At 48.1% G+C, this 13,262-nt stretch carries 12 protein-coding genes and 1 tRNA gene; 12 read left to right on the top strand and 1 reads right to left on the bottom strand.

What is annotated here, in order from left to right; translation table 11 throughout:
* The first annotated feature begins 68 nt into the window (after positions 1 to 68).
* The 4 genes from mutM to M3194_RS17110 all read left to right on the top strand — a co-directional run bounded on the left by mutM (position 69) and on the right by M3194_RS17110 (position 2,943).
* Complete coding sequence (gene mutM, locus M3194_RS17095; RefSeq protein WP_251655280.1) at positions 69 to 932, top strand: DNA-formamidopyrimidine glycosylase; 864 nt, start codon at positions 69 to 71, stop codon at positions 930 to 932.
* Positions 933 to 1,046: 114 nt separating this feature from the next.
* Positions 1,047 to 1,739, top strand: a complete 693-nt coding sequence (ytaF, locus tag M3194_RS17100; RefSeq protein WP_251655281.1) for a sporulation membrane protein YtaF — start codon at positions 1,047 to 1,049, stop codon at positions 1,737 to 1,739.
* A 44-nt stretch (positions 1,740 to 1,783) separates the two neighbouring features.
* Entirely contained in the window at positions 1,784 to 2,380 is a 597-nt protein-coding gene (coaE, locus tag M3194_RS17105; RefSeq protein ID WP_251655282.1) for a dephospho-CoA kinase, read from the top strand.
* Positions 2,377 to 2,943 carry a lytic transglycosylase domain-containing protein gene (locus M3194_RS17110; protein ID WP_251655283.1) on the top strand — a complete coding sequence of 189 codons (567 nt, stop codon included), beginning with the start codon at positions 2,377 to 2,379 and terminating at the stop codon, positions 2,941 to 2,943. The genes coaE and M3194_RS17110 overlap by 4 nt, the downstream gene beginning before the upstream one ends.
* Before the next feature lie 82 nt (positions 2,944 to 3,025).
* Here the strand turns inward: M3194_RS17110 and M3194_RS17115 are convergent, their stop codons facing one another.
* Entirely contained in the window at positions 3,026 to 3,238 is a 213-nt protein-coding gene (locus M3194_RS17115) for an alpha/beta-type small acid-soluble spore protein (RefSeq protein WP_251655284.1), read from the bottom strand.
* Between the two features lie 118 nt (positions 3,239 to 3,356).
* Here M3194_RS17115 and nrdR point away from each other — a divergent pair, with 118 nt between their 5' ends.
* The 8 genes from nrdR to M3194_RS17155 all read left to right on the top strand — a co-directional run bounded on the left by nrdR (position 3,357) and on the right by M3194_RS17155 (position 13,233).
* Complete coding sequence (nrdR, locus tag M3194_RS17120; RefSeq protein WP_015843146.1) at positions 3,357 to 3,824, top strand: transcriptional regulator NrdR; 468 nt, start codon at positions 3,357 to 3,359, stop codon at positions 3,822 to 3,824.
* A 72-nt stretch (positions 3,825 to 3,896) separates the two neighbouring features.
* On the top strand, positions 3,897 to 4,283 hold the full coding sequence (locus M3194_RS17125; protein ID WP_251655285.1) for a VOC family protein: 387 nt from the start codon (positions 3,897 to 3,899) through the stop codon (positions 4,281 to 4,283).
* Between the two features lie 74 nt (positions 4,284 to 4,357).
* Positions 4,358 to 4,433: transfer RNA gene (locus M3194_RS17130), tRNA-Ala, on the top strand.
* Positions 4,434 to 4,780: 347 nt separating this feature from the next.
* On the top strand, positions 4,781 to 4,960 hold the full coding sequence (locus tag M3194_RS17135) for a hypothetical protein (RefSeq protein WP_251655286.1): 180 nt from the start codon (positions 4,781 to 4,783) through the stop codon (positions 4,958 to 4,960).
* A 254-nt stretch (positions 4,961 to 5,214) separates the two neighbouring features.
* Positions 5,215 to 5,904: a response regulator transcription factor gene (locus M3194_RS17140; RefSeq protein WP_251655287.1), complete on the top strand. Its 690-nt coding sequence runs from the start codon at positions 5,215 to 5,217 to the stop codon at positions 5,902 to 5,904.
* On the top strand, positions 5,897 to 7,234 hold the full coding sequence (locus M3194_RS17145; RefSeq protein WP_251655288.1) for a sensor histidine kinase: 1,338 nt from the start codon (positions 5,897 to 5,899) through the stop codon (positions 7,232 to 7,234). The genes M3194_RS17140 and M3194_RS17145 overlap by 8 nt, the downstream gene beginning before the upstream one ends.
* A gap of 78 nt (positions 7,235 to 7,312) precedes the next feature.
* Positions 7,313 to 8,707 carry a hypothetical protein gene (locus tag M3194_RS17150; protein ID WP_251655289.1) on the top strand — a complete coding sequence of 465 codons (1,395 nt, stop codon included), beginning with the start codon at positions 7,313 to 7,315 and terminating at the stop codon, positions 8,705 to 8,707.
* An 848-nt stretch (positions 8,708 to 9,555) separates the two neighbouring features.
* On the top strand, positions 9,556 to 13,233 hold the full coding sequence (locus M3194_RS17155) for a S8 family serine peptidase (protein WP_251655290.1): 3,678 nt from the start codon (positions 9,556 to 9,558) through the stop codon (positions 13,231 to 13,233).
* The last annotated feature ends 29 nt before the right edge of the window (positions 13,234 to 13,262 follow it).

Consider the following 13,262-nt stretch of genomic DNA (forward strand, 5'->3'; position numbering starts at 1 on the left):
GATTGACAAAAGTATCCCGTCCCGCATGCTATTCAGATCAGGTATAATGGGTGTTGAGGTGAATACAAATGCCCGAATTGCCAGAGGTAGAAACGGTTAGAAGAACATTAATTGAGCTTGTCGCCGGTAAGCGAATTGCTTCGGTGACAGTTAAGCTGCCGCGTATTATTCAACGTCCCGGTGAGCCGGAGGCGTTTGCAGCGGCATTAGCCGGACGGACGATTCAGACCGTTGAGCGGCGCGGAAAGTTTTTGAGAATTCTGTTGGATGGTCTCGTGCTTGTCTCTCATCTTCGGATGGAAGGACGTTACGGCGTTTTCCCAAGCGATGAGCCTGCAGAGCTTCATACCCATGTTCTGTTCCACTTCGATGATGGAACGGATTTGAGATATAAGGACGTACGGCAATTTGGCACGATGCACCTGTTTGAGCCGGGAACGGAATTTGAGATGAAGCCGCTGAATAAGCTAGGCCTCGAGCCGCTGGATAATGATGCTTTTACGGCAGATGCACTTAGAGGACTGCTCGGGAAGAAGTCAGGTCTGATTAAGCCTCTTCTGCTGAATCAGGAATATGTGGTAGGGCTTGGCAATATTTATGTTGATGAGGCTTTGTTCCTTGCGGGCATTCATCCCGAGCGTACGGCAGATTCCTTGAAGAAAGCGGACTGGGTCCGGCTGCATGAAGCTATAATCACGACCCTGGGGAAGGCTGTCGATGCCGGCGGCTCATCCATCAAATCCTATGTCAATGGACAAGGGGAGATGGGCATGTTCCAGCACCAATTGCTCGTATACGGCCGGAAGAATGAGCCTTGCACAAGCTGCGGCCGCTTAATCGAGAAATCCGTTGTAGGCGGCAGAGGCACGCATACTTGCGCGAGCTGTCAGCCATTGCCGAAAGCCAAGAAGAAGGCTGTCCCGCAGGTTTAATGCACCGTAACGAATCTCCCGCATATGCTGTTGTTGTTACGAACAATAGGCGGATGTCTAGATAAGCGCGTTTGCGCAGGTAAGACATCCCGGTGTGCGGGGGAGGGCTGCGGGTTGTTCGCGCATTTTGCTTCTTTGCTGGTGCTTGCTTTTGCTGTCAGTGTGGACGGCTTCGGAGTAGGCGTGACTTACGGTTTGCGGCGAATAAGAATACCGCTGATGTCGGTTGTCATTATCGCATGTTGCTCTGGTTTGGTTATATTTTTATCTATGCTGGTCGGGTCCTGGATTACGGGCTATTTATCCCCTTTTGTGGCTAAGCTGATCGGAGCGGTTGTTCTTGTGGGCATTGGCACATGGGCGCTCTTGCAGCTGAGAAAAAGCGGACGCGAAGCTGGTGCAGCGGAAGGCGAGACTGAGCAGGCAGCAAGCATCGATCCGGAGCAGTCTGAGCGGTCACATCCGGTTCTTGTCGTCATTGTTGAATTGAAGCGCTTGGGATTGGTTATACAAATATTGCGGACTCCGCAAGCGGCCGACGTGGATAAGTCGGGTACGATTTCTGCAGCCGAAGCGGTTATGCTGGGGGTTGCCCTGTCGTTTGATGCTTTTGGCGCGGGAATCGGAGCTGCAATGATTGGATTATCTCCGGCATTAACCCCAATTATGATTGCTGCGGCGAGTGCGATTTTCCTGCTTGGCGGGATGCGGTTTGGCTTCCGGTTCTCGAACTGGAAAGGCATGCAGGCAGTATCGATCCTGCCGGGCATTTTATTGATTGTTATCGGAATTTGCAAGTTATTATAGGGCTGTAAACAGTGGGCAGGATCACTTGAACGGGGTGAAAGCTAATGAAGATCGGTTTAACCGGCGGGATCGCTACCGGCAAAAGCACCGTTGCTGCCATGCTGGTAGAACGAGGTGCCATGCTGGTCGATGCTGATCAGGTTGCGAGAGAGGTTGTTATGCCCGGCGAACCGGCTTTAGAAGCGGTCGCCTCTCTGTTTGGACAAGCTGTTATACATACGGATGGGACGCTCGACCGGAAAGCACTTGGCGGCATTGTATTTAATAACACCGAATTGCTGGAGAGGCTAGAGGGTATCCTGCATCCGGCAATACGTAGTCGCATGCAGAAGCGTATCAGGGAATATGAAGAGCAGAACCCGCATCAGCTGGTTGTTGCAGACATTCCCTTATTGTATGAGACGGGACAAGTTGAGCTGTATGACGGTATAATGGTCGTCTATGTTCCGCAGCAGCTCCAATTAAAGCGTTTAATGGAACGAAACGGTCTGGCAGAGGAAGAAGCGGTTAGGCGCATTGGACTTCAGATGGATATCGAGCAGAAGAGAAACCGTGCGGATTGGGTAATCGATAATAGCGGCTCACTTGAAGAGACAAGGCGACAGGTGGACGATTTTTGGAAAAGCAAGGGTTTGCTATGAAGTGGTTAATTCGAAAAAGAGTGCTGCTTCTTCTGCTCATCGGTCTCATCGGTATATTATTCCTTAATTCCAATTGGCTTGCCCGCATGATGTATCCGATTGAGTTCAAGGAAGACATTCGCGCAAGCGCATCAAATTATGGCGTTGACCCGCATCTGATTGCGGCAATTATCAGGACGGAGACCAATTATTCGACCGGACAAGTCTCGAAAAAAGGGGCACTCGGCCTCATGCAGATTATGCCTGATACGGCAGACTGGATCGTTCAGCAGGCAGATTTCTCCAATGTAACGAAAGATATGCTGCAGAACCGGCCGGATGTGAGTATTGAGGTTGGGGCATGGTATTTACAGTCGCTGCATAAGCAGTTCAAACAAAACACGGTAGCGGTAATCGCTGCCTATAATGCCGGTCCCGGAAATGTACGGAAGTGGCTTGATTCGGGCAAATGGGATGGCAAGCTGGAGACAACCGATCAGATTCCATATGGGGAAACCCGCCACTATGTACAACGCGTTATTTACTATTATAATAAGTACAAAGATCTTTATCCGATTATCTGACCTAGACAAGAAGAAGCCTTGGCCGTCCGTCGCTTCAGGACGGAACAGCCAAAGCATCTGTTATACATGACTGATGAAATCATTATTGACGGCCTGCAAGGGATTGTTCGGCAATTTGCACCAAACGGCGAGTAATGTTACCCCCGATGTAGCCTGCGTCTTTAGTCAGCAGGTTGCCATGATAACCGTCTTGCGACAAAGCGATACCCAGCTCTTGAGCGACCTCATATTTCATTTGGTCCAGTGCTGCAGTAGCTTGCGGTACAAGTACAGTGTTGCTGTTGTTCGAGCTCATTGATGTTCACCTCCTTGCGGTTGGTAAATGTATTATGTGCGGAATTCGCATCTTCATTCAGGTAACGATTGGAAATGTCTCGATAAAATAAAAACAATATCCGGAAGGAGTGAAAATGATGAAATGCCCATACTGCGATTTTGCCGGTACAAAGGTGCTTGATTCCAGGCCAGCGAATGAGAACAAGTCCATCCGCAGACGGCGTGAATGCGAGAAATGCAGCCGCCGTTTTACGACCTTTGAGATGATTGAGGAGACTCCTCTAATCGTGATCAAGAAGGATGGCAGCCGGGAGGAATTCAGCCGCGATAAAATTTTGCGCGGTTTGATCCGTGCCTGTGAGAAGCGTCCGGTCTCGGTCGAACGTCTCGAGGTTATCGTCTCCGAAGTGGAGAAGGAGCTCCGTACGACTGCCCTGGCGGAAGTCGAAAGCCGTGAAATCGGCGAGATTGTGATGAGCCAATTGTATCCGGTTGACGAAGTCGCTTATGTGCGCTTTGCATCCGTGTACAGACAGTTCAAGGATATCGATATGTTCATGAAAGAACTGAACAGCTTATTGTCCAAGCACCCAATGAACAATTAACGGCAAGGCGGTAGTCCTTCCCTTTCGGGAAGGGCTATTTTTGCATTTGCATAGAGGAAAAGGAGTAACGACATGTTAAAGATTGAAGCACTCGATCATCTTGTACTGACCGTAGCGAGTATAGAGAAGACTGTTGCCTTTTATGAAAAGGTGTTGAACATGGAGGTTATTGTCTTCGGAGATAACCGCAAGGCACTGCAGTTCGGCCTGCAGAAGTTCAACCTGCATGAAGCGGGCAAGGAATTCGAGCCAAAGGTAAAGAATCCACGGCCTGGATCGGCTGATTTCTGTCTAATTACGAAGACGCCCATGGAAGACGTTATCCGGCATCTGGCAGCCTGTGATGTCCAAGTCGAGGAAGGACCGGTTGCAAGAACGGGGGCTGTCGGCAAGATCGTGTCTGTCTATGTCCGCGACCCGGATGAGAATTTGGTGGAGATTTCGAACTATGTAGAATAATTTTTAAGTGGAGACGAAGGGAAGGATTGACAGCAGTAATTTCCGTATGCTATTATTTTGCTATTCTAGCATTTGGGGCCATAGCTCAGCTGGGAGAGCGCATCGCTGGCAGCGATGAGGTCAGGGGTTCGATCCCCCTTGGCTCCACCATAATAAAAACACTCAAAACCCTTGTGTATCAAGGGTTTTTCTTTATTTTTGGCAAGATAATTATTAGCGGTAAAGTACCTGTATTCAGTAATTGGGGACGGATTGGGGATGAAAAAATATTTGATGCATTTAAGATTTTTTAAAACCGAAATTTTTATTAGTTAATTTTCAACTGACTCACGAATGTTAATTCAACTCAGTTAGAGATCTGGGCTTGCAAGCAGCAGCTCCAATTTCATTTAACTATTGGGCAAGGACCCTGTTAGTATTAATAAGTATTTTTCTTGAATACCCGATCAGATGTTCGTTATAATATAGCTACTATGACAGGTTAATTGGAGGGGCATATGTTTCAGTCTTCAATGAAACTTGATGAAGTAAGAGTAATTGGCAGGGATAGAGCAGTGGAGCAATTGAAGTTCTTGGTGGTACAGCAAATTAGAGCAGCTGGTAAAGAGGAAAACAATTATAGTCGCTCCATAGAAGAAAATGATCAAGACTTAATAGTAGCTGCAATTCCAAAGTAGGTTTAGATACAAAACCGCTGTTTAAAGCTGTGAGATTTAATATAGAAGTAGTAGCAGAACATCAAAAAGTTATAGAAAGACTTAGCATATACTACATAATCAGTAGTAGGATAATTGAAGGTTATGTTATAAAGCTCACATAACCACAAAACAGGCCTCATTCAGAGGTCTGTTTTTTGTTTTCTCATTTCATAATAATTTCATAGTTTATTGATATATTTAAGATCTATGAATTTTGCAGGAGGTAAGATAAAATGCGCGTCTTGCTTGCGGAGGACGATGAAACGCTTGGTGAGTTAACAGAGCATCAACTGAAGCGAAGATACCATGTTGTAGATTGGGTAAAGGATGGCTCTCAAGCTAAAGAAGTCATAACAAAAGGTCATTATGATGTCTATGTGCTGGATTGGATGCTTCCCGAGATGACTGGAATTGAACTAGTCAGGGAGATTCGAAGTAAGGATGATCACACCCCAATTCTGCTTTTGACAGCAAGAGATGCTGTACAAGACAGGGTGGAAGGACTGCATGCTGGTGCAGATGACTACATGATAAAACCTTTTGCATTTGAAGAACTGGAGGCACGGCTTATCGCTTTATTCCGTCGTCAGGAACGTGGTTATCAATCGGATATAATATCGCTTGGGGATATAACGGCACATTTGAACAAATTGGAAGTAAACCGTGGAGGGGTGGCAATTTCACTTACGAGGCGCGAGTTTCAATTGCTTGTCTGTTTGATGCGTCATGCTGGACAAGTCTTGTCACGCGAGCAACTGCTTGATCATGTATGGGGGATCGGCTCAGATGTTACCCTAAACGTCGTTGATGCCACCATCAAACTACTTCGGAAGAAATTGGATGGGCCCTTTGAGTCGAGAAGCATTCAAAGTGTATATGGTGCTGGCTATCGGCTGACAGTGGGCGGGGGCACACATGTTTAAACAAACAAGAACACGTCTAACGCGTGAATTCTCACTAACCGTAGGTATTATCTTGATGATAACTGCGTTTTTTTCGCTATGGATGGTACAGAATATGCTGACGACGACAGAGGATAATCAGCTTACGACGTTAAGCGGTCAGTACGAATCAGAATTGCAAAAGCTGTTGGACTCACCAAAAGGTGATGTCTTGTTCGATTCTTATGAGAATCCAGAAAAGGGTTATGCTCCCTCAGGCTTGCAATTGAATCAAATGGCATGGTTAGTTGATCCGAATGGGCAAATCATTTTTGAATCCCCTTCGGCAAATAAACTGGGTTTAAATGATGAAGCGGCAGAAGTGGTTTTTCCTAAGAATGCGTTATTGCCAAGTGTTCTCGAAAAACCTGCTCATGACTATCATAATGTTCGAGCGAATGGTCGCACCTTTCGAATGGGAGGGTTGGTCATATCAAGCGGGAAGCTCAATGAATATAGGATTATTGTCGCACAGGAAATAACGAATGATGCTGTACTGATAACGCAATTAAGATGGGCGTTCGCGGGGCTTGCTCTTGTTCTGCTGATAGCTGGCGGAATTGCAGGTTATTTGTTAGCTGGCCGGGCCATGAAACCGATCGCGAATGCTTTCCAAAGGCAGGAGCAATTCACCAGTGACGCGTCTCATGAGCTCCGAACACCTCTAAGTATATTGAGATCCGCTTATGAAGTGCTTGATGAGCAAAGTGATAAGCTTCCGGAGTTTCATCGTCATGTACTTATGAAGTCGGGGCGGGAAATTCATCATATGAGCCGGCTTGTTGAAAATCTGCTTATACTTGCACGCAGCGACAGTGGTCGGATTGAGCTAGCGGTCTCACGTTTCTCTTTGTGGTATACCATTAACCAAGTCATTGAGCAGCTTCAACCGATCGCATCTTCGAAGAATGTATCTCTGGGATGGGATGCCAGCCAAGGGAGAGCTGCAGAGGACAATGTAATGATTCAGGCGGATGAAGTGAGAATAAGGCAGCTAATCCTCATCCTGGTTGAAAATGGGATACAGTACAATCGTGAAGGCGGCAGGGTAATGGTTGGATTGAATGTGAGCACACAGGAGACGTCCTTCACGGTAAGGGATACGGGGATCGGGATCGAGAATGAGCATTTGCCACGTATATTTGAACGGTTTTACCGCATGGATAAAGCCCGCACGCGTCGTTCCGAAGGAACGGGACTTGGACTTGCGATTGCTAAACAAATTGTGGATGCTCATCACGCAAAGATTGAAGTGTGGACTCAGCCGCAGACAGGAACAACATTTAGGGTAACCCTTCCGAATATTTCATAATCCTTTCAGATTGTTTTCTTATCTTATACCACGTAGCCTTCCGAGGAAGGCAATTATAAAAAAGGCAGGGATAAATCAATGAAGAGAAATTGGAAGCTCGCAGGCGCAGCGCTATTGGTCGCGATTGCAGTACCGGTATCCGCTTATGCAGCTGACAACAGCCAGAACAGTAAATCACAAGAGAAAGTAAGCTATGCAGATGCTCAAACAAAGCAGACTGGAAAGCAAGAAGACACAGTCAAAGGCAATAAGTTAAACCTGGATGTGCTGGAAATCGCTAAATCCAAGCTTGGTCTGGATCAAGCAGCATTCGAGCAAGCTCAGAAAGCCGGAAAGTCACTGGCAGACATCGCAAAAGAAAAAGGCAAAGAGCTTCAACTGCTGATTGATGATCTGACTAAAGAAATCAGTGCTGCGATTCTGGTCAATCTTGATACTGAAAAACTCACTGATCAGGAGAAGGAGAACGTACAGAAGAAGGCTTCCATGGAGGCAGGACGGATCCTCAATGAACCGCTTAATAAAGAAAATGTTAAACAAGAGGGTAAAGATTGGAATCTGGCGGCGGCGCTTGAGCTAATCGGAATCGACAAAGCTGCTTTTGCCGAGCAGGTTCATTCAGGCCAATCATTCGTTGATATTGCAAAAGCCCACAATATATCCCGCCAGCAGCTGATCGATGCTCTAGTGTCTGATGTGATCTCTAAAATGGATGATCTTAAGGCGAACGGAGATCTAACACAGGAGCAGGCAGATAAGAAGAGGCAAGCAATACTTAAAGAAGTAGAAGATTTCGTCGACCATACACAGGTGCTGTTCGCTAAGAAGGAGAGCTCTGCAGCGGTACAGGGGAAACAGGATAAGCAGATCCGAGCTGAAGGGATTAGAATTGATTTTCAACAAATCGCTGCAACTAAGCTTGGTTTAGATAAAGAAGCTTTCCAGAAAGCGCTTGAGGCTGATAAGTCGTTAGCTGATATTGCGCAAGAGCAAGGTAAAGAGGTTCAGCCGTTGATTGATGAGCTGACAGGGGAAATTAGTGAGGAGATCCAGGTTAAGAGCACGAAGAGTCTTACGGATGAAGAGAAGGAGAACGTGCATAAAAAAGCAGCAATAGAAGCTGAGCGGGTATTCAAGACTCCTCTAAACAAGGAGCAAGAAGTGAGGGAGCAGGGATTTGGTCAATATAATATGCAAGCGGCTTTCGAGCTGTTAGGCATTGAAAAAACGACCTTCGCCGAACAAGTTCAAGCAGGTAAATCATTTGTGGATATCGCTAAGGACCATGGCGTATCCCGTCAGAAGCTCATTGATACATTAATGTCCGACTTTACTGCCAAAATTGCTGCATTACAAGCAAAAGGCGATATTACACAAGATCAAGCAAATCAGAAAAAGCAAGCTGTGCTGAAAGAAGTTGAGGATTTTGTTGATCATACACAGACAAAATTTGAGTTAGAAGAGAAGAAATAAGGTAAGGATGAAGGCTGCCGATGGCGGCCTTTTTTAATTAGCAGAGGCTTTTAAGTCGTCAGAATTTACAAGAATAGTAGAAAACTCACCTTGATGAGAAGGGCTAAATCAGCCGTGTACTCTAGCGAATGCAATTGATAAATCCCTCTGATGAGCTTTTCTGCCACGGATAGAATCCGACGGCATTTACGTTAATCTAAAAGCAACAATAGATGTTATTATATATCATACAAGTAACAACAAATGTAATATCTACTTAATGAATAACGCCGTTGAATGTTACTTAATTGATAATTATTTTTATGAAAATGTAAATAAAATTAATATATTGACGCTTTATAGGCTGCCAATATATAATCTACTCGAAATTTGTTATTTTTAAGTCATATTACATTACACAACTTGGTAGTTTTTGTTGCTTTATAGGCAGTTCTTGTCTCGTCGCAACAAAGGCATTGTCCAAGCCTCGGAGGTGGTAGGATTTCCAGTACTATGTCTATCCGTATTTAACGGTTTATTTTATGCTTCGAGTTGCTCACGACAAAACAAACAGATTAATGATTCTCCCGTACTCTCAGGCTGTGCCTTCATATACTCAGCCTAGGCTCCTGCCGCACTCCCTCCTAAATGTACTATGCGAATAATTGCAAAAGTGCTGCGCTGCTTTTCCGATGTGCTTGACAAATCGACGAAAAAGAGATGCATTCTTTTCTATCCATTTCAACTTGCCCGCTTTACACACTTGGCGTACCTCGCAAATTAGTCGTTCATACATACCACACACCTACTTGGTTTCCGACGTCACGTTCGAAAATTCCGTCTAAATACATGACAGAAGGAGCAAAAACTTGAAAAGAAAAGCAGCGAAACGTTCTTTCGCGATCATTCTATCCGCGTTATTAACGCTGTTGCTCTTCCCTCTAACCCTCTATGCGGAGGCGGATATGTTCGAGGGGACGAAATCCGAATTGCCCGTATCACAGGTCGGCGCTCCGCATCTTGACATCTCGCCGGATGTGACCGCGAGCAATCGAATCATCGTTAGATACAAGGATAACGCCAACCGGAGTGAAATCCGTTCGGCAACCGAGGCGGAGCGTTTCGAGCCGCTCTCAAGGCTCAATATGGAGGTTCTTGATTTGGCTCCTGGCGCGGATGCCGGCAGCGTTGTTGCGCGCCTAAACGCAAACCCGGACGTGCTGTACGCCGAGCCAGACATAAAAATTCGCAAGCATGCCACGAAACCCAAAGACGCTTCCCGTGACAGCACCTCCATCGATGAGGGACAGGCCGCGAAATCGGCAGTCTCCACCGTTACCCCTTTCTATCCAAGCGATCCGTTGTTCCCTTCCCAATGGGGCTTGCACAATGAAGGACAAAGCATAGAGGGTTCTTATGGCAGTTACGACGTTGACATTGACGCGCCGGAGGCATGGGGCTATACGAAAGGGAAGCAGGAGACAATCGTCGCTATTTTGGACACGGGCGTAGATGTCAATCATCCGGACCTGGCCGATAATGTATGGCGAAATCCGGATGAAATTCCGAGCAACGGCATTGACGATGATGCCAACGGATTTATAGACGATTATTACGGCTGGAATTTTTATCAGATGAACAACGAGCCGTACAGCATTTATGACGATGACTTTTACGGCACGCAAATTGCCGGCATTCTCGCCGCGAAGGATAACGGTCTTGGAATTACCGGCGTCGCGCCCGGCATCCGCTTTATGCCGCTCAAGATAATGGGTTACGACGGGGGCTACGTCTCCGATGCCTTGAACGCAATTGATTACGCCGAAAGAATGGGCGTGAAAATCGTGAACATCAGCTGGTCGACGGAAACGTTCAGCCATGCCCTGAAGGATGCGATCGATGCTTCGGACATGCTGTTCATCGCGAGCGCCGGCGACGATTACGTAAACATCAACAAAGACATCTTCCCTGAATATCCAGCGGCGTACGACAGCGACAACGTGTTGTCGGTCGCCGGCATCGACATGCATGGCGGCTTCAGAAACGCCTATGGCATCAAGTCCGTCGATCTCGCCGCGCCGAGCGACAAGATTATTACAACCCTTCCGACTCGCGATCCGGGTATCGGTGCAGAAATCGATAACGGTACCTACAAGGCGATTTACAACGAATTGGGCTTCGAAGGCATGTGGACCGGGGATCCCTCGGTAATCGGGAGCCGCCAGGACGGATTTAATCGCGCGCTGAATTATTTGGGTAAACAGGACGGAAGCTCTTCATCCATTCTATTAGTCAGCGATGAAGAACTGCCCGAACAAAGCGATCTCAGCGTGCTTCGGAAGTACAAAGCCCTTCTGGACGCGACGGATGCCCGTTACGATGTCGTCAAGGTTGCGCCAGGCGCAAACGGGCCTTCGCTAGAAGAGCTGAAGCCCTATGATATCGTAATTTGGTTTACCGGCTACGGAACCGGCTCCTCCCCAGACGGTCTGCCGACGACCCTGCTGCGCAATGCGGACCAGACCAATTTAACGGCGTATTTGAACGGCGGGGGCCGTCTGATGCTGACGGGGGATGGGGCGCTGACTAACATTGAAACCAGCGATTTCGTAAGTAACGTCCTGCATCTGGACTTCGTGCGGTACGACTTCTTCCGCGGCAGCGGTGATTACAGCCGTTGGCGCGCTGCCGACGGGCAGGCCGGCACGATCTACGAAGGCGGGCATTACGATATTTCGGCGCGCGTATATGCCGATTACAAATCCAACGACGACAGCGTGACCCATATAAATTTGAAGGCTTCGATGGACGATTACGACTATGATAACGGCGCGTATATGGCACCGGCCTTTGTTTCCGGCGTAGCAGCCCTCGTTCTCGGTCAGGATCCGACGCTTGACGCCAAGTCGGTCAAAGAGCGCGTCATCGTAGCCGGCAAGCATCTGGAATCCCTTTGGAATCCGGAAAGCCAGGATTACATGAACAACGGCCGCATAGTCGACGCGGTGAGGGCGGTTAGTGACGACGACGTACCCGGCAAGCTGTTGAAGCCGCTGCAGACGGATTCGCTCGATCAGGCCTCCGGCGACATGCAAGACATCTACTACGTGCATTTGAATGCGGGCGATACATTAAATCTATCGCTGACGAGCGACGCTGCTAGTTTCGCGCTAGCGCTCTATAATTCCGATTTGAAGTCGGTGCTTGATTGGGACGCGCAGGAAAAGGTAGTAGGCTATGCCATGATGAACGGCGCGCCGGCAACGATTTCCTATCAAGCCGACAGGACGGGCTATTATTACGTGGGCGTCTTCTTCACCGGCAGCTCCGGTGATTATACGCTGGGCATGAATACGGATTCCGTCAGCACGAAAGGCAATTACGAAGATACCGATCTCGCTATTAAGTTCGATGGTCCATGGAGCGAAAAAGCGGCAGCCGGCTACTCCGGGGGCACGATTAAAACCATCGACGCAACGGGAAGCGCGAAGTTCGCATTCACTGGCAGCATGATCGAATTAACGGCACTCAAGAACGATTCGATGGGTATAGCGGACATATACGTGGACGGCGTCAAAGCGGCTTCGCCTTCGTTGTACAGCAAGACAACGCAAGCCAAGCAGTCCGTGTTCAAACAATCGCTGCGCTATGGCTACCATACGGTTGAAGTGGCATGGACGGGAAAAGCGGATCCGGCCGCGAAGCGGACCGTACATGCGATCAACGTCGACGCTCTGGTCGTTGGCGACAGCGACGCCTTTGCGTCCGTCATGGAAGAGTCGGATGCGGCATTTACGTTTAACGGCGCGTGGTCCCTGCAATCCAACGCGAATTATTCCGGCTCGCATGCGCAAGTCACTAACAGCTCCGGCGCTTATGCAGAAGTCTCTTTCACGGGAACCAATGCCATACTGGTAGCCGCGACGACGCCGAAAAGCGGCAAGGTGACGGTCATGGTCGACGATGATCCCGGCACGGTGAAGACAATCGATCTGTACAGCGAGGTCTCGCGCTACCAGGTTTCGGTCTTTGATACGGGTGAATTATCTTATGGTCCGCACACGCTTCGAATCGTGAACGAGCATGCGAAGAACGAAAAATCCGGCGGTTACGAAACGACCGTTGATGCCGTCGTTGTCGAGAAACCGGCCGGCGAAAATCTATCAGTCTATCAAGACATGAATCCGTTCGTGAAATATGCCGGCGTCTGGACGTTGCATTTGTCCTCCAAGAACTCCGGCGGCAGCGCGAAATATACGGACGGCATCGGCAATTCCGCGAAGCTCTCCTTCCAAGGCACCAAGGTTACGCTATTGTCTCAAACCGGAGCGAATCGCGGCATGATCGATATTTATATCGACGGCGAAAAGGCAAACGAGCATCCGGTCGACTTGTACAGCGCGCAGTTCAAATCCAAGGTTCCCGTATTTGAATCCGCCGTTCTGCCGTATGGAAGCCATGAGGTGAGGGTCGTGAATACAGGGGAGAAAAATCAGCAGTCCTCCGGCCATGTGATCGCAATCGACGCGTTTTACGTCATCAAGTAGGTTTTGCGCCGCAAGCGCACTACTACTCT

Source organism: Paenibacillus glycanilyticus (genome assembly GCF_023715145.1).
GTDB classification, from domain to species: Bacteria; Bacillota; Bacilli; order Paenibacillales; family Paenibacillaceae; genus Pristimantibacillus; species Pristimantibacillus glycanilyticus_A.